At 70.3% G+C, this 22,716-nt stretch carries 17 protein-coding genes and 1 pseudogene; 13 read left to right on the forward strand and 5 right to left on the reverse strand.

The window, feature by feature from the left end; all coding sequences use genetic code 11:
• Positions 1 to 7 precede the first annotated feature (7 nt).
• Complete coding sequence (locus SSMG_RS32345; protein WP_009083099.1) at positions 8 to 511, forward strand: methylated-DNA--[protein]-cysteine S-methyltransferase; 504 nt, start codon at positions 8 to 10, stop codon at positions 509 to 511.
• Positions 512 to 1,609: 1,098 nt separating this feature from the next.
• On the opposite strand, the gene SSMG_RS32350 is transcribed toward SSMG_RS32345, so the two are convergent.
• Together SSMG_RS32350 and SSMG_RS32355 are read right to left on the reverse strand one after the other, a co-directional pair.
• Positions 1,610 to 4,573 (reverse strand): AAA family ATPase, encoded by a 2,964-nt coding sequence (locus SSMG_RS32350; RefSeq protein ID WP_037715573.1) that lies wholly within the window; start codon positions 4,571 to 4,573, stop codon positions 1,610 to 1,612.
• Positions 4,570 to 5,724, reverse strand: a complete 1,155-nt coding sequence (locus SSMG_RS32355; protein WP_037718346.1) for an exonuclease SbcCD subunit D — start codon at positions 5,722 to 5,724, stop codon at positions 4,570 to 4,572. The genes SSMG_RS32350 and SSMG_RS32355 overlap by 4 nt, the downstream gene beginning before the upstream one ends.
• Positions 5,725 to 5,953: 229 nt before the next feature.
• Between SSMG_RS32355 and rmuC the strand changes: the two genes are divergently transcribed.
• Positions 5,954 to 6,868 (forward strand): DNA recombination protein RmuC, encoded by a 915-nt coding sequence (gene rmuC, locus SSMG_RS32360; RefSeq protein ID WP_037715575.1) that lies wholly within the window; start codon positions 5,954 to 5,956, stop codon positions 6,866 to 6,868.
• Positions 6,869 to 8,288: 1,420 nt separating this feature from the next.
• Positions 8,289 to 9,194 (forward strand): DUF6542 domain-containing protein, encoded by a 906-nt coding sequence (locus tag SSMG_RS32365; RefSeq protein WP_037715578.1) that lies wholly within the window; start codon positions 8,289 to 8,291, stop codon positions 9,192 to 9,194.
• Between the two features lie 539 nt (positions 9,195 to 9,733).
• Here SSMG_RS32365 and SSMG_RS32370 read toward each other — a convergent pair.
• Positions 9,734 to 10,744 carry a 4-hydroxy-3-methylbut-2-enyl diphosphate reductase gene (locus SSMG_RS32370; RefSeq protein WP_009083108.1) on the reverse strand — a complete coding sequence of 337 codons (1,011 nt, stop codon included), beginning with the start codon at positions 10,742 to 10,744 and terminating at the stop codon, positions 9,734 to 9,736.
• 150 nt (positions 10,745 to 10,894) lie between these two features.
• Here SSMG_RS32370 and SSMG_RS32375 point away from each other — a divergent pair, with 150 nt between their 5' ends.
• The 6 genes from SSMG_RS32375 to SSMG_RS32400 all read left to right on the forward strand — a co-directional run bounded on the left by SSMG_RS32375 (position 10,895) and on the right by SSMG_RS32400 (position 15,373).
• Positions 10,895 to 11,515 carry a lipid droplet-associated protein gene (locus tag SSMG_RS32375; protein WP_009083109.1) on the forward strand — a complete coding sequence of 207 codons (621 nt, stop codon included), beginning with the start codon at positions 10,895 to 10,897 and terminating at the stop codon, positions 11,513 to 11,515.
• Positions 11,512 to 12,777, forward strand: a complete 1,266-nt coding sequence (xseA, locus tag SSMG_RS32380; RefSeq protein ID WP_009083110.1) for an exodeoxyribonuclease VII large subunit — start codon at positions 11,512 to 11,514, stop codon at positions 12,775 to 12,777. The genes SSMG_RS32375 and xseA overlap by 4 nt, the downstream gene beginning before the upstream one ends.
• Complete coding sequence (locus tag SSMG_RS32385) at positions 12,774 to 13,232, forward strand: hypothetical protein (RefSeq protein ID WP_199786042.1); 459 nt, start codon at positions 12,774 to 12,776, stop codon at positions 13,230 to 13,232. The genes xseA and SSMG_RS32385 overlap by 4 nt, the downstream gene beginning before the upstream one ends.
• Complete coding sequence (locus tag SSMG_RS32390) at positions 13,229 to 13,453, forward strand: exodeoxyribonuclease VII small subunit (protein ID WP_009083113.1); 225 nt, start codon at positions 13,229 to 13,231, stop codon at positions 13,451 to 13,453. The genes SSMG_RS32385 and SSMG_RS32390 overlap by 4 nt, the downstream gene beginning before the upstream one ends.
• Before the next feature lie 89 nt (positions 13,454 to 13,542).
• Positions 13,543 to 14,601 carry a class II fructose-bisphosphatase gene (gene glpX / locus SSMG_RS32395; protein ID WP_009083115.1) on the forward strand — a complete coding sequence of 353 codons (1,059 nt, stop codon included), beginning with the start codon at positions 13,543 to 13,545 and terminating at the stop codon, positions 14,599 to 14,601.
• Between the two features lie 19 nt (positions 14,602 to 14,620).
• On the forward strand, positions 14,621 to 15,373 hold the full coding sequence (locus SSMG_RS32400) for a trypsin-like serine protease (protein ID WP_009083117.1): 753 nt from the start codon (positions 14,621 to 14,623) through the stop codon (positions 15,371 to 15,373).
• Position 15,374: 1 nt separating this feature from the next.
• Here the strand turns inward: SSMG_RS32400 and SSMG_RS32405 are convergent, their stop codons facing one another.
• Positions 15,375 to 16,346 (reverse strand): NAD(P)/FAD-dependent oxidoreductase, encoded by a 972-nt coding sequence (locus SSMG_RS32405; protein ID WP_037715582.1) that lies wholly within the window; start codon positions 16,344 to 16,346, stop codon positions 15,375 to 15,377.
• A 111-nt stretch (positions 16,347 to 16,457) separates the two neighbouring features.
• Between SSMG_RS32405 and SSMG_RS32410 the strand changes: the two genes are divergently transcribed.
• Positions 16,458 to 17,855, forward strand: a complete 1,398-nt coding sequence (locus SSMG_RS32410) for a class II fumarate hydratase (protein ID WP_009083120.1) — start codon at positions 16,458 to 16,460, stop codon at positions 17,853 to 17,855.
• A gap of 3 nt (positions 17,856 to 17,858) precedes the next feature.
• On the opposite strand, the gene SSMG_RS32415 is transcribed toward SSMG_RS32410, so the two are convergent.
• Positions 17,859 to 18,758 carry a DMT family transporter gene (locus SSMG_RS32415; RefSeq protein ID WP_009083124.1) on the reverse strand — a complete coding sequence of 300 codons (900 nt, stop codon included), beginning with the start codon at positions 18,756 to 18,758 and terminating at the stop codon, positions 17,859 to 17,861.
• Positions 18,759 to 18,846: 88 nt separating this feature from the next.
• On the opposite strand from SSMG_RS32415, the gene SSMG_RS32420 reads away from it, so the two are divergent.
• The 3 genes and pseudogenes from SSMG_RS32420 to SSMG_RS32430 all read left to right on the forward strand — a co-directional run.
• Positions 18,847 to 20,208 (forward strand): PLP-dependent aminotransferase family protein, encoded by a 1,362-nt coding sequence (locus SSMG_RS32420; RefSeq protein WP_037715584.1) that lies wholly within the window; start codon positions 18,847 to 18,849, stop codon positions 20,206 to 20,208.
• Between the two features lie 89 nt (positions 20,209 to 20,297).
• Positions 20,298 to 21,983 carry a PstS family phosphate ABC transporter substrate-binding protein gene (locus SSMG_RS32425; protein WP_009083125.1) on the forward strand — a complete coding sequence of 562 codons (1,686 nt, stop codon included), beginning with the start codon at positions 20,298 to 20,300 and terminating at the stop codon, positions 21,981 to 21,983.
• Positions 21,984 to 22,052: 69 nt separating this feature from the next.
• Positions 22,053 to 22,716: pseudogene (locus tag SSMG_RS32430) on the forward strand (ATP-dependent DNA ligase); the annotation flags it as partial.

Here is a 22,716-nt window from a genome sequence, read left to right on the forward strand (position 1 = left end):
TCCCCCCGTGCCCACCGCCTTCTGGTCCACTTTGGACACCAAAATCGGCCCGTTCACCGCAGTAGTGACAGGCGACGGCGCCGTACTGGCCTCCGGCTGGACCGGTGACGTCGCCGAGCTGACGCCGCTCATCTCGCCGTCCCTGGCCCCGACGACCCTGACCGAACGCCGCGACCTGGGCCCGGTGACGACCGCGATCCGCCGCTACCACGGCGGCGATTTGAACGCCGTCGCCGACATCGAGGTACGGCAACGGTCGGGCCCGTTCCGCGAGCACGCGTGGGAGATGCTGCGCAAAGTCCCGCCCGGCAGCCCAGTGAGCTACGCGGAATACGCCACCCTCTCCGGCAACCCCTCAGCGGTCCGCGCCGCAGCAACCGCGTGCGCCCGCAACGCGGCGGCGCTGTTCGTGCCTTGCCACCGGGTCGTGCGGACTGGCGGAGCGATCGGCAACTTCCGTTGGGGCGTGGACGCTAAGCGGTGGCTTCTGCACCACGAAGAGTCCGCCTGAGGGTCGCGGCCTGGGTTGGGTTGGCTGCTTCCGAAGCGGCAAGCGTTTCGGAAGCAGCCAGCTCACCAGCTTGAGATGCCCGGCTAACCTTTGGCACCGCAGCCCCTGCCGTCGCGCTTGCCCGCACCGCTGCCAGCCGAGCCGGTAGCGGACTCGCCGCCGCCGACTCAGCACCCACCGGTCGCAGCTAGGCAACCCCTGCCGAACCGACGGCGAGTGAGCAACCTCGCCGCCTCAACGCACGAGTCGCGGCCTGGCCGCGGCCAGGCGGGTGTGCAGCCACGCAACGCCGCAACGCACCAGCCGTGACCCGGCCGCGACCAGGAGCGTGCACAGCCACACAGCGCCTCACCGCACCAGCCAGCCGTGGCCGGGCCGCGACCAGACGGGCGCGCAACCACACAATGCCGCACCGCACCAAGCGTGACCCGGCCGCGACCAGGCGGGTGCGCAGCCACGCAACGCCTCACCGCACCAGACACGGTCCGACCGCGACCAGGCGGGTGCACAGCCACACAACGCCCCACCGCACCAGACACGGTCCGACCGCGACCAGGCGGTGCGCAGCCACACAGCGCCTCACCGCACCAGCCGTGACCCGGCTGCGACTAGGCGCGTGCACAGCCACACAACGCCCCACCGCACCAGACACGGTCCGACCGCGACCAGGCGGTGCGCAGCCAGACAATGCCTCACCACTCCAGCCTCACCGCGCGACTTGCTGGGGCCTTAGCCCTCCGCGACCAGCCAGCCGCCACCGCATTGCGAGCTTGCGGCGCACCCGCTTCCCGCCCAGCCGCCCGGTCGCCGCCTCCAGCCAAACCCGCGGCCGCCCCAGACACGAGCCAGCCAGGTGAGGTCGGCGGCGGGCAGGCGGAAGGAATGGCCATTGCCGCGGAAAGACCCGGCGGGCGAACGCAGCCGGTCGGTCGGCAGTTCCAGCAGCGCCGGGGCGTCGTGGAACTGCTCACGCCAGGACTGCTCGCCTGCGTCCCGCGGTTTGGCCAGCTATCCGGCCGTCCAACCACGCAGCCAGCCCAGCCGTGCCTCGGCGCATAACTCACCGCCGTCGCCCGATTCAGGCTCAGCCTGTTCTCGTCACGCCATCTGCAACTCCACTCTCGACCCGGTGCGGGATTTCCGCACCCGCAGCCGCGTGGGGATGCGCTGGCGGAGTTCCTCGACGTGCGACACCAAGCCCACCACGCGACCGCCGGCGCGGAGTTCGTCGAGGATGTTCATCACCACGTCCAGCGTTTCGGCGTCCAGCGTGCCGAAACCCTCGTCCACGAAGAGGGTGTCGAGCAGCGCGCCGCCGGTTTCGCCTGCCACGACGTCGGCCAGGCCCAGCGCGAGCGACAGCGACGCGAGGAACGACTCACCGCCCGACAGCGTTTTCGCTGGGCGCACCGTGCCGGAGTAGTCGTCCAGCACGTCGAGGCCGAGGCCGCCCCTCGTGCCACGCGCACCGGCCGCGTCCGAGTGCACGAACGAGTAGCGGCCCTGGCTCATGGTCCGCAGGCGCGCGGTCGCCGCGAGCGCGACCTCTTCCAGTCGAGCCGCCAGCACGTACGAGCGCAACGACATCTTCCGCGCGTTCTGCCCTCGCCCGTTGACCACTTCGGACAGTGCCCGGAGTTCGGCGTACTCCTCCTCCAACGGCTCCAGCTCCGACAGCGCTTTACTCAATCGTCCGGCGAGTTTCACCAGTTCGCGGTGCTGCGCCGAAACCGCTTGCTGCGCGGCGAAAGCCGTCTCCGCGCGAGCCCGCGTCTCCTTCGCCCGCTCGGCCAGCGGCGCGACGTCCACCGTGTCGTCCGGAGAGATCCCGAACAGTTCCGGTTGCGCGAGCATCTCCCGCGCACCGGCGGCCATCGCGTCCGCCTCTGCGAGACCCTGTTCGAGCTTGGTGATCTGCTCGTCGGTCCGGACGGCGGCGCGCATTTCCTCCAGGGTCGAGAACCCCTTGGCGTGCAACGAGATTTCCACCAGATCCCGTTGCTCCGCGAGCCGGGCCTCCGCTCCGGACACCGCAGCGTGTGCCTCGGCTGCCAAGTCGAGCGCACCGGCGAACGTGAGCAGGTGCTGCCGTCGAGCGGGAACGTCCGGGAATTCTCCCCTGCCCGCGGCCAGCCGCTGCTCGCGCTCGGCCATCCGCTCGTCCAACGCACGGATCTCGCTGGTCGCCTCGGTGACCGTCTGCTCGGCGAGGCGACGCTGCTCGGCCACCTGCTCGGCACCGCGCTCCAACTCGGCGACCTTCGCGTTCAGCTGGTCCTTGCGCTGCGCCTTTCCGGAGAGTTCCGAGACGACCGTCCGGGCCTCGGTCAGCGCGGTCGCGATCTCCTCCGCGGTGCGTCCGTCCAGACGTTCGCGCAAGGAGACCACCCGCGCCTTGGCCTCCCCCAACGCGGACACCACTCGCTGACGCAACGCCGCGGCCGTCTGCTCGGCTTCTTCGGCAGCGCGTTCTTCGGCCGCGTCCACCAGCGGCGCGTCATGGTTGGCCGGTGCCGGATGCTCGGCCGACCCGCAGACCGGACACGCCGTTCCATCAGCCAAACCAGCAGCCAGCTCTGCGGCCATGCCGTCGAGACGCCGTTCGCGGAGATCGAGCCGACGTTGCCGAGCCGCCTGGTGCTCGTCGACCACTTCGCGCAGTTTCGCTTCGCCGCGCGCGACCCTCGCTTCAGCCGGCGGCAGTTCCTCGGCCGCACGAGTGAGCGCCGTCAGCTCTTCGACGCGGGACTTCGCGCCGTCCAGCTTCGCCGCTGCTTCTCCCGCCACCGTCGCTTCGCTACGCGCAGCGGCGAGCAGACCGGGCAACTCGGCCAACCGCTCCGCGAGCCCGGCAACTTGCTCAGCGGCATTCTCTGCGACTTTCCGCCGCTCCGCACGGCGCTGTTCGTCGCTCTTCTGCTGGTTGGCTTCCGCCGCCAGCTCGGCGAGAGCACCGGCTTCCTCGCGAACGGAGCCAGCGCGCTCGCGAAGATCGGCGACGGAGAGCCCGACCGCATCGAAACCGAGATCGGCGAGGTCTCGGATCCGGTCCGCCACCAGCACTTGGGCGTCACCGAGTTCGCCCGTGCGCCGGTCCATCAGCTCGGTTTCGGGAACCACCGCGGCAGCGCGCCGAGCCGCCGCGATCTCTTCCGTCCACTCGGCACGTTCGGCTGCCTGCTCGGCGACCTGCGTCAGCCGGGTGTGCGCGGTGCGGACCCGGCGGATCTTCTCCGCGTCCTCTTCCGCCTCGCGCAACGCGACCTCAGCGGACTTCGCCGCCGAACGTGCTTGCGCCGCTTCGGTTTCCGCCGCCTCGGCCCGGGCAGCGACCTCCGTCAGGACAGCCTCGACCCACTCCGGCTGTCCGTCCTCCGGCGGCTCCTGCTGCGCTTCCTGGGCGTATCGGGCGAGCAGCTCACGAACCTCCTGCTGCCGCTTTTCCAGCGCACGGCCGCGTTCCGCACGAAGGTCGGCGAACCAGCGTTCGACGTCGGAGAACCGCTCGGTGCCGAAAAGCCGCTCCAGCAGCTTCTCGCGCTCCGTGGTATCGCTGCGCAGGAACTTCGCGAATTCTCCTTGCGGCAGCAGCACCACCTGGAAGAACTGCGGCGCCGTCATGCCCAGCAGCCGCTCGACGGTGCGCGCCACCTCGTCGATGCGGATGCTCCCGTCCGGCGGCAGCCCGGCGGGCGGTTCGCCGACCCAGGTCAGCGAAACCCGGGCCTGCTGCGTGGTGAATCCGTCCCCGCGCTTCTTCGGCCGCTGGTACTCCGGGCTGCGCACGATCCGCAGCCGCTGACCCTGCACGGTCAGCTCCAGCACGACCTCCGTCTGCCGATCCGGTTCGGCGAGATCGCAGCGCAACCGCTTGACGTCGCCGCGCGCGCCAGGCACCACGCCGAACAACGCGAACGCGATCGCGTCGAGCAGCGTGGTCTTGCCCGCGCCGGTGTCGCCGTGGAGAAGGAAGAGACCATCGGTGCCAAGGGCGTCGAAGTCCACCACCTCCCGCCCCGCGTAGGGGCCGAAGGCTTCCACCTCCAGCAGATGCAGTCTCACAGCTTCTCCACCGCCGCCCGGTTCGCCGCTTCGAGCGCCAGGTGCACGAGCCGCTCCTCGCGTTCGGTGGGCGGAGCGCCGCGGCAGTCGTCGAGGAAACTGCGCGCGATCTCGATGTCACTGCGCCCGCGCACCGCTTCGGCGTACTTCAGTTCGGTGCCGGCGACGCCGCCGTCGGGCCGCCAATCCATGTGCACCGCATAGGGAAAACGCTCCTGCAGCAACCGCATCGCATCGATTGGACGGACTCGATCCGTGACGGTGATCGACAGGAAATGCTCGCGCCATTGCTCGTGTTCCGGGTCCTCGAGCAAAGCGGCGAGTTCGCCGGACAGCGTCGCGAGCGGACGCGGCACCGGCAGCTCGTGTCGGCGAACCTCGGCCAGACCTGAGGCGTCGAGATCCACGAACCATACCGATTTCCGTTGCCGCGCTTCGGAAAACGAATACGCTAGCGGACTTCCGGAGTACCGGAGATGTTCCGCGAGCGTCTGCGGCCCGTGCAAGTGCCCGAGCGCGACATAGTCCACGCCGTCGAACACTGAACCGGGAACCTGCTCGACTCCGCCCACCGCGATGGTGCGTTCCGATTCGCTGGCCTCGCCGCCGGTGACGAAAGCGTGTGCCAGCACGACAGATCGGGTGCCCGGACGACTGGCCAAGTCGTCCCGCACCCGCCGCATCGCCTCGCCGAGCACGCCGGTGTGGCCGCGCGCCTCCGGCACGCCCAACGCGTGCCGCGACGGCTCGGGTTCGAGATACGGGATGCCGTAGAACGCGACCGGTCCGTGTTCGTCCTGCAGCACAACGGGTTCCGCGATGCCTTCGACGGTCGCGCGGACGTGCAGCCCGCCCGCCGCCGCGAATTCGGCGAACGCGCCGAGGCGCGCGGCCGAATCGTGGTTGCCCGGCGTGACCACGAGTTCCGCGCCGGCCCGGCGGATCCGGGTCATCGCGGCCGTGGCGACGCGGACAGCCTCCGCGGACGGCACCGCTCGGTCGTAGATGTCACCGGCCACCACCACGACGTCGACCGACTCGCGGTCGACGAGTTCGGCGATGTGCGTGAGGGCGGCCTCCTGTTCGGTAAGCAGATCGGCGCCGTGGAACGTGCGGCCGATGTGCCAATCAGAGGTATGGAGGACTCTCACGGCGACCACGTTAGGAGCAGACCCCGACGAAATCCGGGAGGCACGCCGGTACCCCACTCGAACGTGTGTACGAAGCCGATCAGGTCCGCCGCGGACACGCCCAGCCCCGGATCTGGAAAGTCGCAGGTCAGCTACGCAGCGCGACCGCGGGTGCCGGTTTTTGTCGGTGCCGTCCGCCATGATGTCTCGCGTCCGGACACCCGCCGGACCCGACGGAGAGGAGGACCGGGTGGAGACGGTGATCACCACCGCGGCCGTCGTGCTCGCGCTGCTCCTGTGCGTCGCGGTAGTCGCGCTGTGGCGGCTGTACAACGACGGGATGCGCCGCGCCGACGCGGCCGCGCGACTCGTGGCGGCGGAGCGCGCGAAAGGCGACCAGCAGCAACTCGCGCTGCGGCGGTATGAGGTGGCGTTCGCGTCGATCCACGGGCGCGGCGAACTCGGCGAACAGGTGCTCGTGGAGACCGCGCGCGCACTCGGACTGCGGGAGGGACTGCACTTCACCCTGCAGACCGATCTGGGCGGCGGCGGAAGCGCGAAACCCGACCTGGTGCTGAATGTCGGCGGCGGCCGAGCGGTACCGGTCGACGCGAAGGCGAGCATGGCCATCTGGGCGGAGGCGGTCGAGACCGACGACCCGGAAGAACGGCTCGACGCGCTGCGCGTCCACGTCCGGCAGCTGCGCTCCCGCGCGGCGGAGCTGGCGGGCAAGGGCTACCAGCGCTGGGCGGACGCGATTTACGGCACCATCATGTTCGTCCCGTCCGACGCGGCCGTGGTCGCCGCTCTCGACACCGATCCCGAACTGCTGCGCTGGCTGATCGACCGCCGCGTGTTCCTGTGCGGCCCCACGGGATTCGGGGTGCTCGCGTCGGCGGCGCTGTTCGCCGCCAGCGACCGGGCGCTCGTCGAGGACGTCGAACAGGTGCGCGCGGGCGCCGCCGCCGCGCACCGGGCCGCGGGCAATGCGGTCGAAGCGCTGAACCTGTCCACCACGCATCTGCAGCGCTTCGTCTCGGCCCGCCGCCGGGAACTCGAGGCACTGGAGTCGTTCCGCGCGACGGTCGCGCCGCTCACCGACGCGTCGGGCAGTCCGGCACCGGTGCCACAGCTACGGAAGGGAGACGAGGTGACAGCTGGTTGAGGTCGCGGCGTGATGGCCGAGCGCTCGACGGTCGCGATCGGACGATCGACGGTGTGCCGTTGCGGGACGGCTCCGGCGGCGCAGTTGCTGACGTTAGGACAGCTGCCTCCGGATAGCGGGATGCGAGCCGATGCTTGAAGCCTGGCGGTGGTGTTGGGCAGAGCGACGTTTCCCGGCCTAGAGGTTCGGTCCACGCGGTTGGCGGGCGCGAGCGTGGTGTCGCGGTTTGGCGGCGACGGGCGCACGGGTTTGTCGGTGCGGTCCTAGGCGGACACGCTTCGGCGGAAGGTGCCCTGCAGCACCGATTTGGCGGAGCGAGGCCCGGGGTGCGATCCGGAGGAGCGAGCCTCAGCCCGGCCGAGGACGCCACGTCGGCGCAGCCTGGTGGAGTGAGCCTCGGCAACGGGAGCTCGGCGGCGTGAGGTCCGGCGGCGAGGCGTGGCGGAACGAGCCGTGCGACGCGGTCGGGCCAAGCGAGTCCGGTAGCGACGCCTGGCGGAGTGAGCCTCGACGGAATGAGTCTCGGCTGCATGGTCGGGCGGACCCAGCCTTGCAGCGCGGCCGGGCGGAGCAAGCTACGGCAGTGCGGCCAGGCGGCGTTGAAGCTCTGGGCGGCGCGAGCCGGTGAGGCGAGGTTCGGCGGCGCGATCGGGTTCGGCGTGTTCAGGCAGGAGCGAGCCCGTCGGCGCGATCGGCTGGGCGTCCTGGCGCGAATCTGGCTCGGGTGCTGTGTCTCGCGCAGGGAGCGCACGGTGTCGCTCGGACGCTGCCGTGAGCGGCAGTGCCTCGCGGTGACGCGCCCCGGCGGTCGGCTGAACGCCGTCCCGGCGAGCGGCAATCCGCGATCACGCGTCGGACGCGGTCGAGGACGGTCGGCTGGGTCCGCGTGCCTATGCACGTTCCGCGTGAGAGAGGCCCGCCCATGCCGACGGGTCGAAGGCGGCTCACGGCTGGTCCTGCGATGCGGATCGGCCGGGCGTGACCGGAGTCCGGATTGCCCGGAACGAACGGGCAAGTCCAGGTTGGACACTGCGCCGCGGCGGGCGAAAGGGCAGGGTTGCGACGTCGCGCGGGCAGGATCCGGGCGCTCAGGCGGCTCACGGGAACGTCAATTCCTGGTCAAGTTCCAGAACGGCGAATGTTCCGGAACGGGACCGGCGGCGCCGCCGTTGCGGTTGCCGGCCGGTGGCATAGCCTGGGGTCAGCGCGGGGCCGGGAAACGGGCGGTCAGACCATACCGTCGGTATCACCGCTGGTCAGAGGTCTGGCCCACTGGTTCCCCGCCTGACGGAGCGGTACGGACAGGCCGTATCGCGGGTACCGCTCGACCGAAAGAAATGTCATGCGGTCGAGTGGCTGCTTCATGCTGTCCTCGGCAGTGCCAACAAGATCGTGACAAGTACGGGCTACGGTGTGCCTCGTGACCGCGATACGCGATCGCCAGAGCGATCCTGATGCCGATGACGCCCCCGTGCCGTGGGACGAGCGTCTCGTCGTCGGCACGAGGCGCGGCCTGCCCTGGTGGGCGGCCGTGCTCGTGGGCTTCGGCTTGGCAGTGCTCGGCGCCATCATCGACGAGAAGTCCTCCGGCAGCCTCGGGTTTGTTTTCAAAGCGGGCTACTTCCTCGGGGCCGTGATCGCGGTCGGCGCGGTGCAAAGACGCGGACTGTTCGGTCCGATGGTGCAGCCGCCGCTCGTGCTCGCCGTCACCGTGCCGGGCGTGGTGCTGCTGACCGGCGGGGGTCCGGAGGCCAGCGACACTCTGTCGAAGCTGCTCAACATCGGGACGCCGCTGATCAAGGGCTTCCCGACGATGGCGGTCACCACCGGCGTCACGCTGCTGTTCGGCTTCTTCCGGATCTACCGCGAACGCGACCCGGACGCACCGGTCAAGATCAAGGACGGCAAGGCTCCGCGCGTTCGGGACGAGGACGACGACAAATCCGCCAGCCGTCCGCGCTCGCGGCCGCCTGCCGATCGCGCCAGGCAATCCGGACAGACGCCGCCTCCGGGCAACCGTCGCCGCCCGCCGCGGGATCGGGATCTCGACGCTCCGCCGCCGCGTCGTCCGCGGCCGCCTGCCGACCCAGGTGCCCGTCCTCGGCGCGAGCCGATGGATCCGAACGCACCGCGCGGCGGCCGCAAGCCGCCGCCGGAAGGTCGTCGCCCCCGGCCGCCGGAGGGCGATCCGCGCCGTCGTGACCCGCGGGGTGATGCACCGCCGCCGCGTCGTCGGCCGCGCGGGGACGAGCCGCCGCCCGGGCGTCCGCGTCCGCCTCGACGGGAACCGCCGCGCCGCCAGCGTCCTTGGGAAGACGAGGGCTGACCGCGGGCGCAGGCCGGGACTGGCCGACGCGACGCGGGTTGACCGAGCCAGCAAGGCGCACCAGAACTGGACCACACGACGCGGGCTGCCGGTAGCACGCACGGTACGCAGGAGCCGGACGACCGACCACGCAAGGTACGCCGGAGCTGGACGACACGGCAGGGCCTGACCGACCAAGCAAGGCATGCAGGACTCCGCCAACGCGACACGGACTGCCCGACCACGCAAGGCGCGCAGGTATCGGCTACGCGACGCAGGCCGACCCGCCGCGCAAGGCACCCAGGAATCGGCCAGCACAAAGCAAACGACAAAGGCCGCCAATCCCCTCGCCGGGATCGGCGGCCTTTTCGTTGCAGCTAAAGGGATTCCCTCCCCGATCCGTGACTCAGCACGAACGAGCGCGCCGCCCTGCGGCAAACATTCACGCCGCCGCCAAGCATCGCGGGAGTTCTCCCGTCGGAACGCGGCCCAGCTCTCACGACTTCGCATGCCCACTTCCCCGACCCCGACCGCAACCAACCAAGCGGCAACAGGCCGCCTCACGACTCCGACTTAACAGCCTTCCGAAGCTCCTTAGGCAACGCGAACGCGATCTTCTCGTTCGCCGTCGTCACCTCGTCCACCTGTCCGTACCCGCGCTCGGCGAGCCACTTCAGCAGGTCCATCACCAGCACGTCGGGCACAGAGGCCCCGGACGTCACGCCGACGGTCGAGACGCCTTCCAGCCACGCCTCGTCGACCTCCGACGCGAAGTCGATCAGGTGCGAAGCCGACGCTCCGGCCTTCAGCGCGACCTCCACCAGCCGCTTCGAGTTGGACGAGTTCTTCGAGCCCACGACCAGCACCAGGTCGCACTCCGGGGCCATCGCCTTGACCGCGACCTGGCGGTTGGTGGTGGCGTAACAGATGTCGTCGCTGGGCGGGTCGGACAAGGTCGGGAAGCGGTCGCGCAGCTGGTCGACGCGTTCCATCGTCTCGTCCACCGACAGGGTGGTCTGCGACAGCCAGATCACCTTCGACGGATCGCGCACGTCGACCTTGTCCACGTCCTCGGGCTTGTCGACCAGCTGCACCTTGTCCGGAGCCTCGCCGGCCGTGCCCTCGACCTCCTCGTGGCCCTCGTGACCGATGAGGAGGATGTCGTAATCGTCCTTGGCGAAGCGGTTGACCTCTTTGTGCACCTTGGTGACCAGCGGGCAGGTCGCGTCGATGGTGCGCAGGTTCCGCTCCGCGGCCTCGGCGTGCACCGCGGGCGAGACGCCGTGCGCCGAGAACACCACGAGCGCGCCCTCGGGCACCTCGGAGGTCTCGTCGACGAAAATCACGCCGCGTTCGCGCAGGGTGTCGACGACGTGCCGGTTGTGCACGATTTCCTTGCGCACGTACACCGGCGGCCCGTACAGCTCGAGCGCCTTCTCGACGGCGACGACCGCGCGGTCAACGCCGGCGCAGTACCCGCGCGGCTTCGCGAGCAGCACGCGTTTGGCGGCGCCGGACCGGGAGATCGTCGGGGTACCGGCGGGTTCGGTTCCGGGACTCGCAGAAGTCATGCCTCCAGGGTACGGGCAGCGCGGATCCGGGGTTGAAGTCCTCGTTCGGATGATGGCGGCGGCCATTCAGGCTGTGCCGGGCGTCACGTCCGGCGCCCCTGGCCACCCGTTCGGTTGGGCAGAACAGCCCTGATACGGCACGCTGGACCCATGAAGCCACTCCCGCTCCCCCTCCGGGTCGCCGCGGGCCTCGCCGTCACCACCGCCGAGCGGGTTCGTGAGCTCCCGAAGCAGCTCACCGGCCTGCCGGTCACCGTCGTGAGCCAGGTGCTGCAGCTGTCCATGCGCGTTCAGCAGCAGGTCACCGAGCTGGCCATCAAGGGCGACGACGCGCTGTCGATGCTGCGACCCGTCGAGGACACGCCCAGCTGGGCCACATTCGACGAGGACGCCGAGCCCGAATTCACCCCGTCCCGGCCCACGCTCGTGCCGGTCGACGACCTGCCCGAGCCGCGCACCAACGGGCACCGCGTGGAGCCGCCGGAGACCATCGACGATCCGTGGGTCGAGGAGACCCGCGCGCTCGGCGAGGAGCACCCGGACGGCGAGAACGACAGCTCCGGCCCGGCTGGCCTGGGCAATTACGACGAGCTGACGCTGCCGCAGTTGCGCGCCCGGCTGCGCCGGCTGACCGTGCCGCAACTGGAAGAACTGCTGGAGTACGAGAAGGCCAACGCCGACCGCGCGTCGTTCGTCGGCATGCTCGCGCGGCGGATCGGCAATGCGCGCAAGGCCGAGGAACAGCCGGGCAACCCCGCGGAAGGCCAGTGAGCAACGACCCCGCCACCAGCGCGGAGAATCCGTGGCCGGTCCGCACCGTCGCGCGCAAAATCGGCGACTGGATCCACCGGCTCGGCGACGTCTGGGTCGAAGGCCAGGTCACGCAGATGAACGCGCGGCCCGGCACGCAGACCGCGTTCCTGACCCTGCGCGACCCGTCGGCGGACGTCTCGATGTCCGTGACATGTCCGATGTGGCTGGTGCGCGAACTGCCGACACCGCTGCGCGAAGGCGACCGGGTCGTCATCCACGCCAAGCCGTCGTTCTTCTTCGGCCGCGGCACTCTCAGTCTTCGCGCGGACCAGATCCGCGCGGTCGGCATCGGCGAACTGCTCGCGCGGATCGAACGGCTGCGCAAGCTGCTGGCCGCCGAGGGCATGTTCGCGCGCGAGCGGAAGCGGCCGATTCCCTTTCTGCCCAAGGGAATCGGGCTGATCACCGGACGCGCGTCGGCGGCCGAGCGGGACGTGCTGGCGAACGCGCAAGCGCGCTGGCCGCACGTGTTGTTCAAGGTGCTGAACACCGCCGTGCAGGGTTCGCAGGCCGTGCCGCAGATCCTCCGCGCACTGTCCATATTGGACAAAGATCCGGACGTCGACGTGATCGTCATCGCCCGCGGCGGCGGCAGTGTCGAGGATTTGCTGCCGTTCTCCGACGAAGCGTTGTGCCGGGCGGTCGCGGCCGCGGGCACGCCGATCGTCAGCGCCATCGGCCACGAGCCGGACACGCCCCTGCTCGACCACGTCGCCGACCTGCGCTGTTCCACGCCGACAGACGCGAGCAAGCGCATCGTGCCGGACGTCCGCGAGGAAACCGCGCGCGTGCGGCAGATGCGCGACCGCGGCCGGCGCGCGCTGCACGGCTGGGTCGATCGCGAAACGCGGCTGCTGACCCAGTTGCGGAGCCGTCCGTCGCTGGCCGATCCGCTGGGTCCGATCGAGCGCAGGCTCAGCGACGTCGAGAGGCACCGCGAACGCGGCCGGCGCGCGATGCTCAGCCTGCTCGCCAAGGACCAGGCAGAAGTCGCGAACGCGCGAGGCAGGCTGGCCGCGCTCGGCCCGGCGGCCACGATGGAGCGCGGCTACGCCGTCGTCCAGTTCACCGATTCCGCAGGCAACCTCCACGTGCTCCGCTCCGTCTCCCAGATCGAGGACGGTGCGCAGCTGCGCGTACGGGTCGCCGACGGGGCGGTCCACGCGGTGGCCGAATCCGTCGAGCCGACGACCCCCGTACCCGAAGGAGACCGGCCGTGATGCACCGGGCCCCGGCGTTCCTCCCGCTCACGGTGGACGCCGCCGCCCGGCTCGACGCCGGTCTCCTGCTGCGGCAGGCCCTGGTCACCGACCGCGCGGCCGACGAATGCTGGACGGCCCTGCTCGCCGGCTGCGGCACCGCGGCCCGGCGCGGGCTGGCTCCGCAGCTCAGGCGGCTGTCCGAGGCGACGTCGGAGCACGTCGGCGTCCGCTGGTGGTTCGCCGAAGGGACCGGCCACCGACGACGGGTCGCGAGCGCGCAGGAGAACCTCGAAGACGCCATCGCGGACGGTGACGGGCAGGAGTTCGCGCTGGCGTTCGTCGGATACGACCACGCGATGGCCAGCGCGGTGGTCGCGTGCCCGCGGCGGGGCCGCTCCGGCCTCCCCGGAACCGGCGACGGACGCGGTACTCTGCGCCGACAGCCCCAGGCACCACAAGGTCGGAGAACGTGAGCGAAGCAGACACCGCCGGACTCGGTTACGAGCAGGCCCGCGATCAGCTCGTCGACGTCGTGAAGGAGCTGGAAGCCGGCGGGCTTTCCCTGGAGCAGTCGCTGGAGCTCTGGGAGAAGGGCGAGCGGCTCGCCAAGGTGTGCGAGCGGCATCTGGAAGGCGCGCGCGAGCGGATCGAGGCCGCGCTGGCCTCCGTCGAGACCGACGACGACACAGAGTGACGTGCACCATGCGTGGCTGAATCGGTCAGGTGGTCCAGGGATCTGACAGACTGGGCACCCGCTGACGAACCGTGTTCCGGGAGGCCACCATGACCACCGCCAGTGACCGCAGCCGACGCGAAGCGCCTGATCGCAACCTCGCCATGGAACTGGTGCGGGTGACCGAGGCAGCCGCGATGGCGGCCGGCCGCTGGGTCGGCCGAGGCGACAAGATCGGCGGCGACGGGGCTGCCGTCGACGCGATGCGCCAGCTCGTCTCCACCGTCTCGATGCGCGGCGTCGTCGTCATCGGCGAGGGCGAGAAGGACGAAGCGCCAATGCTGTTCAACGGCGAAGAGGTCGGCAACGGCGACGGCCCGGACTGCGACGTCGCGGTCGACCCGGTCGACGGCACCACGCTCATGGCGAAGGGCATGCCGAACGCGCTGGCCGTGCTCGCCGTCGCCGAACGCGGGGCGATGTTCGACCCGTCCGCGGTGTTCTACATGGAGAAACTGGCCGTCGGCCCGGACGCGGCGGGCAAGGTGGACATCTCCGCCCCGGTCGCGGAGAACATCCGGCGCGTGGCGAAGGCGAAGAACTCCAGCGTCAGCGACGTGACGGTCTGCATCCTCGACCGGCCGCGGCACGAGCAGCTGGTCAAGGAGGTCCGCGAGGCGGGAGCCCGGATCCGGTTCATCTCGGACGGCGACGTCGCCGGCGCGATCGCCGCGGCCCGGCCGACCACCGGCGTCGACATGCTGCTCGGCATCGGCGGCACGCCCGAGGGCATCATCGCCGCGTGCGCGATGAAGTGCCTCGGCGGCGAACTGCAGGGCCGGCTGTGGCCGAAGGACGACGCGGAGCGCGAGAAGGCGCTCGCCGCGGGCCACGACCTGGACCGGATCCTGCTCAACGACGACCTGGTCACCGGCGACAACGTGTTCTTCTGCGCGACCGGCGTCACCGACGGCGACCTGCTGCGCGGCGTCCACTACCGGGCGGGCGGCGCGACGACGCAGTCGATCGTCATGCGGTCCAAGTCCGGGACGGTCAGAATGATCGACGGCTACCACCGGCTCGAGAAGCTGCGGGCGTACTCGTCCGTCAACTTCGACGGCAACCTCGACCTCGACGAGGACGAGCACGTGGTGCCTCCGCTTCCCTGATCCGCCAAGGAGTTTCCCGGTGTCGAAACGGCTGTTCGCGCTGGTGCTGACTGTCCTCACCGGAATCGTGCTCAGCGCGGGCAGCGCGTTCGCCGGGCCTGCCATCGTCGGCGGGACCGACGCGGACCAGCCGTATCCGTTCGCGGTGTCCCTGCACACCTCGGGCGGCGCGCTGTTCTGCGGCGGTTCGCTGATCACGCCGACCTGGGTGGTCACCGCGGCGCATTGCCTGTCCGCGAAGGATCCGGCGACGATCGGGTTGCGGGTCGGCAGCAACGACGCGGACGAGGGCGGGGAAACTCCGAAAGCGGCGGAATTCGTGCTGCATCCGCATTTCAACGCCGAAACGCAAACGGGCGACGTCGGCTTGATCCGCCTGACCGCGCCGGTGAAAGCCGCGCCGATCGCCATCGGCAGTGCGGCGTCTCCGGGCACGGCGGTCCGGATAATTGGCTGGGGCCAGACGTGCGCGACACCGAATTGCGGCCCGGTGTCGAAGACGTTGCGCCAGCTCGACACGCAACTGGTGCCGGGCGCGAAATGCACGGCGGCGTTCGACGGAACCTCCGAACTGTGCACGGACAGCCCTGGCGGATCCGGTTCGTGCTACGGCGATTCCGGCGGCCCGGAACTGATCCGCGACGGCGACCGGTGGGTGCTGGCCGGGATGGTCAGCCGCCCCGGCAACCGCTCGTCGACGTGCGGATCGGCTCCGTCGATCGCCACCTCGGCGATCGCGTATCAGCCTTGGCTGGCGGAGAAAACCGGCTGATTCACTCGACGTTGCTCGAATGCCCGGGGAACAAATGCGCCTCCGGATTCAACGCCACCGCGATGTTGTTCACCGCCGTAGCCGCCTCGCCGAATCCAGTCGCGATCAGCTTCACCTTCCCCGGATACGCCGCCACATCTCCCGCCGCGTAAACGCGCGGCCGAGCAGTCGCCATCGTCGAATCCACCGAAATCGCCCGGTGATCGATTTCCAGTCCCCAGCTTTCGATCGGCCCCAAATCCGCGGTGAAGCCCAAAGCCGCGACCACCGCGTCCGCGCGCAGCTGTTCGTCCGCGCCGCCCTTCACCGTCACCTCGACCGCCGTCAGCGAACCGTCCGGGGCTTCGACGAACCGGGCCACCTCGGCGTCCGTGACCAGCCGCACGCCCAGTTCCCGCACTTGGCGCACGATCGACTCCGCGGCCCGGAACTTCGCGCGGCGGTGCACGAGCGTCACGCTCGCCGCGACCGGATGCAGCGCCAGGCACCAGTCGAACGCCGAATCCCCGCCGCCGACCACGACCACGTGCTGGCCCGCGTGGGCCGCGAGCGACGGGACGAAATGGACCATCCCGCGGCCGAGCCAGCCGTCTCCGGCGGGCAGCGGGCGGGGCGTGAACTCGCCGATGCCCGCGGTGATCAGGACCGCGCCCGCGCGCAGCACGTCACCGCCGTCGAGGGTCAGTTCGAGACCGCCGTCGACGCTCTCCAGCTTTTCCGCTTTGCGGCCGAGCAGGTAGTTCGGTTTCCACGGCGCGGCCTGGTCCACCAGTCCCTGCACCAGATCCCGGCCGCGGACCGCGGGGAACCCGCCGACGTCGTAGATCATCTTCTCCGGATACATCGCGGTGACCTGGCCGCCCGGCTCGGGCAGCGAATCGACGACGGCCATCGACAGGCCGCGGAATCCCGCGTAATAGGCGGCGAAGAGGCCGGTGGGACCGGCTCCGATGACGACGAGGTCGTAATCCATGAGGCTCGCTCCATGCCAGTGGTGGGCGGCGGTGATCGAGAACACATCGAGCTTACCGGGGTGGGCGACAACACCCGGCCGGAAAGCGGAATCGGGGCCAGAATCGGGGGTATGGCTGAACAGGAATACCGGATCGAACACGACACGATGGGTGAGGTCCGCGTCCCGGTCGACGCGCTCTACCGCGCGCAGACGCAGCGTGCCGTCGAGAACTTCCCCATCTCCGGCCGCGGTCTCGAGCGCGCCCAGATCCGCGCGCTGGGCCTGTTGAAGGCCGCCGCCGCCCGCGTGAACGCGCGGCTCGGCGTCCTGGACGCCGACGTCGCCGACGCGATCGCGAAGGCCGCCGACGAGGTCGCCGAGGGCAAGCACGACGAGCACTTCCCGATCGACGTCTTCCAGACCGGCTCGGGCACCTCGTCCAACATGAACGCGAACGAGGTCATCGCGACGCTGGCCGCTCGCGCCCTCGGCCGCGACGTGCACCCGAACGACCACGTCAACGCGTCGCAGTCGTCCAACGACACCTTCCCGACGACGATCCACGTCGCCGCCACCGAGGCCGTCCTCACCGACGTCATCCCGGCGCTGGAGCACCTCGCCAGCGCGATCGAGGCGCGCGCCGAGGAGTGGCAGGACGTCGTCAAGTCCGGCCGCACGCACCTGATGGACGCCGTGCCGATCACGCTCGGCCAGGAGGCGGGCGCGTGGGCCGCGCAGATCCGGTTCGGCATCGAGCGGCTGCAGTCGGGCCTGCCGCGGCTGGGCGAACTGCCGATCGGTGGCACCGCGGTCGGCTCCGGCCTGAATGCGCCCGACGGTTTCGGCGCGGCGGTGTCGGCCGAATTGGCGCAGATCACCGGGTTGCCGCTCACCGAAGCCCGCAACCACTTCGAGGCGCAGGCGACGCAGGACAGCGTGGTCGAGACCTCCGGGCACCTGCGCACGGTCGCGGTGTCGCTGAACAAGATCGCGAACGACCTGCGCTGGCTGGGCTCCGGCCCGCGCACCGGCCTGGCCGAGCTGGCGCTGCCGGACCTGCAGCCGGGTTCGTCGATCATGCCGGGGAAGGTCAACCCGGTCATCCCGGAGGCGACGCTGCAGGTCGTCGCGCAGGTCGTCGGCAACGACGCGGCGGTCGCGTTCGCCGGTGCGGCGGGCAACTTCCAGCTCAACGTGAACCTGCCGGTCATCGCACGCAACGTGCTCGAATCGGCGCGGCTGCTGGCGGCCGTCTCGCGGTTGCTGGCGGACAAGGTGTTCGCCGGGGTCACCGCGAACGTCGAGCGCGCGCAGCAGTACGCCGAGGGGTCGCCGTCGATCGTCACGCCGCTCAACAAGTACATCGGTTACGAGGAAGCGGCCGCGGTGGCGAAGCAGGCGCTCAAGGAACTCAAGACGATCCGCGAGGTCGTGCTGGAGCGCGGGCACGTCCGCGACGGCAAGCTCACCGAAGCGCAGCTGGACGAGGCGCTCGACGTGCTGCGGATGGCGCGCGGCGGGAAGTAGCTCTCAGCCGATCGTAGCGGCTCGTTCGGACAATTCCGGGCGGGCCGCTTCGCGTTTCCACAGTCCACATGCGACTCCCGCAGCGACCAGGGCGACGCCAGCCAAGTCCTTCAGCTCGAACCGTTGTGCGCCGATCAGCACCGCCACCGCCAGTCCGGCTACCGGCATCAGCCCGATCAGCACGCCCGCCCGGTCCGCGCCCAACCCGACGACGCAGCTGTACCAGAGCACGAAAGCCACCGCGGTCACCAAGACGGCCAGCAACAGCAACGCGACGAGTTCGCGCGCGTTCGGCCACCGCCACGCTCCGGCCGGATCGACCACCGTCCCGACCACGGAACCGCTTGCGGCAGCGGTGAAACAACTCCACGTCGAGGTCGCCAACGGGCCGAGCCGGCGCAGCAATCCCACTGCGAGCAGCGTGAACGACGCCTCGCACAACATCGCCAGCGCAGCGAGCAACAGCCCTGGCGCCGAAGCGGAACCGCCGCCGGACAGCACCACGATGCCGAGTCCAGCCAGTACGGCTCCGACGACCGGAGCGGCGGACGGACGGCGACCGTCGAGCATCGGTGCGAGCAGCGCCAACACGAGCGGGCTGGCCCCGAGAAACGCCGCTACCGCACTGGGTTCCGCGTAGCGTTGCGCCAGCAGCAGACAGGCCTGGAACCCGATCATCCCGGTGGCGGCGAGCCCGAGCAGGGTCGGCAGATCGCCCAGTTTCGGCCGTGGCAGCGGGCTGCGCGTGACCTTCGCCCAGCCCAGCAGCAGAAGGCCGCCCAGCGCGTACCGCAACGCCTGCCCGGTGATCACCGGATATCCGTCCAGCATGCCGGTGACCGGCACCGATCCGCCGACCAGCACCGCGCCGGCCACCCCTGAAAGCACCATCGACCGTTTCACGCCGCTCAGTCTTCTGCGGTCAGTGGTCTATTCAGAAGGACCACTCAAACCTGGCCTAACTGGACCACTTCGCCGTACTGTCGGGTCCGTGGAAACCATCCGCGAACTGCTGCTGCCCGCCGCCACCGGAGGACGCCGGGGGCGCGCGGTCGAGGCCGCGTTGCGCGACGCGATCCGCACCGGGCGGCTGGCGGTCGGCACCCGGCTGCCGTCGAGCCGCGACCTCGCGCGCCAGCTCGGGGTCGCGCGCGGCACGGTGACCGCGTTGTACGAGCAGCTCACCGCCGAGGGTTATCTGCTGAGCAAGCACGGGTCGGGCACGCGCGTCGCGCCGATCGACGGTACCGCACCGAAAACCCAGGTCAGCGCGGCGAAGACGCCGGCCTGGGAGTTCGACCTGCGCCCCGGACTGCCGGCGTTGTCCGCGTTTCCGCGCGCCGAATGGCTTGCCGCCGAACGAGAAGCCCTGAACGCGACGCCCGATCTCGGCCTCGGCTACCCCGATCCGACCGGCCATCCGGCGTTGCGCGCGGAACTGGCCGCCTACCTCGGGCGCGTCCGGGCGTTGCCGACGAACCCGGACGACATCGTGATCACCAGCGGCGCGGCGGAAGCGTTGTCGTTGCTGGCCGACGCCTTGCCGGACCAGCGCATCGCCGTCGAGGATCCGAGCCACCACGGCCAGGCGAACCTGCTGCGCGACCATGGACTGGTGCCGGTCGGGATCCCGGTCGACGACAAGGGCATCAACGTCGACGCACTGTCCACTTCAGACTGTTCCGTCGTGCTGGTGACCGCCGCGCACCAGTTCCCGCTCGGCGTCGCGTTGCATCCGGAACGTCGTCGGCGGCTGCTTTCCTGGGCAGCGGAAACCGGCGGGCTCGTCCTGGAAGACGACTACGACGCCGAGCATCGCTACGACCGTCCGGCTCTCGGCGCGATGCGTGCGCTCGCCCCGGAGCACGTCGCGTACATCGGCAGCGTCAGCAAGGTACTCGCGCCAGCGTTGCGGATCGGCTGGCTCATTCCGCCGCGACGGCTGCGCGACGCCGTGGCGCGGGTCAAGGAAATGCACGACCTCGGCTGCCCGCCGCTTCCGCAAGCCGCGCTCGCGCATCTGATCGCCACCGGCGGATACGACCGGCATCTGCGGCGCACGCGACGGCTGTACCGCGCTCGTCGGGACACGCTTATCGAAGCTCTAACTCAGCGATTGCCGCAGTGGCAGCCAGTCGGGATCGCCGCCGGGCTGCACCTGGTCGTCCGCCTCCCCGACGGCGCCGATGACGTGCGACTGCAGGAAAAACTCGCCGCGGCGAGCGTGCACGCCCCGGCTTTGTCGACTTATTCCCATAGCTCGGCCGGATATCCGGGTCTCGTGCTCGGGTACGCCGCGCTCCCGCCGGACCGGCTCCGCGCCGCCGTCGAGCGGATCGCGTCGGCCGGTTGAACCGCTGGTGAACACCTGGTGCACCGGGGAGGGGTCCCGGGGCCGGCGCTTACTGTGGACATTCTCGGGAGCGGCTAGGGGGAGGCGGCGTGAGCTTCGGAGATGTCCTGCGAGCGCTCGCCGAGGTGCTCACTTCCGATCGCGGCATCGTGCCGATCGCGGTCGTCGCGGGCGCGACGATCCTCGCCCCGATCGTCGACCGCTACGTGATCCGCCGCAGGCGCGTCATCTACCGGGAGCTGTACAACTCCAAGATCGGCCTCAACCCGGTGACGCTGCGCGATCAGGAAAACGGCGCGGTGCAAGCGGATCCGGAACTCGTGCGCACGGTGCAGCTGCTGGAACCGCTGAGCGTGGTCGTGATCCGCATCCGCAACACCGGCAGTTTCGACATCGGCCCGGACGACTGGGAACACCCGCTGCAGTTCACCTTCGGCCGGAGGGTGGTGTGGGACGCGCGCGTGTCCGACGCCAAAGACGGTCTGCGGGAAGTGGTGCGGAACGGGCTTGAATTCTTCACTCATGATCAGCCTACGCCGGAATCCGGCACCGCGCGACTGTCCGGCGTGCGAGCCTTGTTGTCGCAACGGTTGTCCGGGTTCCTGCGACAGCCCGAATCCCCTGCTCCAGCCCCGCAGACGCCGCAGTGGCACGGCGTCCGCCTCGAACAGCTTTCGTTGAAGCGACGGGAAAAGTTCAAACTCGTCGTCGTCCTGCGCGAGCCCGACGACTGGCAAGGCGGGCCGCTGTCCAAAGAACTGGACGTCACCGGACGGCTCAGCGGCGGGCGGATCAAGGACGAGCGCAAACAGCGCTGGCTGTCGTGGCCGGTAGTGACCGTGGCGATCGGAGTGCTGCTGACCGGCGTTTTGCTGAGCACGCTGATCGTCGCCGCGTCACGCGGTCCCGCGGCCGGCTGCGGCACCGGAAACCTTGCGGTGCACGGGTCCAGCGCGTTCGCCCGGATCATGAACAGCATCGCGACGGAGTACCACGGGCAGTGTCCGGAGGCGGCAATCACCACGCAGGCGGTCGGAAGCGTGTCCGCGGTGCGCGAGCTGGGGCCGTTGCCAGCAGAGCAAAAAGACAGCTTGGCAGTGCTGTCCGACGGCAAGGCTACGGGCGCTGGGACGGATCTGGTCACGCAACCGGTCGCGGTGCTCGTGTACAGCCTGGTAGTGAACAAGTCCGTCGGCGTCGACCATCTGAGCAGCGAGCAGGTGCGAGGCATTTTCAGCGGCAAGTACACCGACTGGGCGCAACTGCGCGAGGGTCCGTCCATCCCGGTGCGGATCGTCGGACGCGGGCAGGAATCGGGCACGCGCAAGACTTTCGAGGAGAAAGTGCTGAGCGCGGCCGAGCCGGGATTGTCGTCGGACGACTGCCGGACGCCGACCCGTGCCCCGCACGCCGCGGTGGTGCGCTGCGAACGCGGCACGACCGACGAGCTGCTGCGGGCCGTCGGCGACACCCCCGGGGCGATCGGCTACGCGGACGTGCCCGCGGCCAAGATCGCCGCGGCGAGCGGGCGGGTCGCCATGGCTAAGCTCGACGACCGCTACCCCGACGTGACCAGCATCGACGCCGGTTATCGCTTCTGGACGGTGGAGTACCTCTACACCAAGGGCGTGCCGGAGAACGACTCGCTGCTGAAGCAGTTCATCGACTACCTCCGCAGCAGCACGGCCCGGGCGGAATTGCAGGACGCAGGGTACACGCCGTGTGTGACGAAACAGGGGCTGCTGGACCAGTACTGCACTCGTCCGGATGCCTGAGCAGCTCTTTTTCACCCGGTCGAGGCTGGGGCGCGAGTTTTTGTCGGTGGCGGGGGCGATGATGGCCGGGTGTTGTTCACCGACCTCGTCACCGCCTCCGCCGAACTGGCGGCCACGCGGTCACGGAAAACGAAAATCGCCGTGCTGGCCGCCGTGCTGCGCGCGGCCGAACCCGGCGAACTGCCCGCGGTGATCGCGTATCTCACCGGGCAGACCGCGCAGGACCGGCTCGGAGCCGGCTGGCGCACGCTCGCCGACCTCGCCGTCGAACCCGCGGCCGCGCCCGCCGTGTCCGTGGCGGAGGTCGACGCCGCGCTCACCGAGGTCGCCGCCGCGGCGGGCGCGGGTTCGGTGAAGCGCCGGGCGGTGGCGCTCACCGCGCTGTTCTCCCGGCTGACCCGCGCCGAGCAGGAGTTCGTGTTCCGGCTCGTCACCGGCGAGCTGCGGCAGGGTGCGCTGGAAGGCGTGATGGTCGACGCGGTCGCGGCGGCGGCCGAGGTGGGCCTCGAGCAGGTACGGCGCGCGTTCATGCTGTCCGGGCGGTTGCCGGTCACCGGGCAGGCAGCGCTCACCGGGGGCGCGGCGGCGCTTGCCGAGTTCGGGCTGGAGCTGGGCCGTCCCGTGCGGCCGATGCTCGCGTCCCCGGCGGAATCGCTGGAGGAGGCGGTGACCGAGCACGGGAACGCGATCGTCGAGTACAAAATGGACGGTGCGCGGATCCAGGTGCATCGGC

Source organism: Streptomyces sp. AA4 (assembly GCF_000158875.1).
Lineage (GTDB): Bacteria > Actinomycetota > Actinomycetes > Mycobacteriales > Pseudonocardiaceae > Amycolatopsis.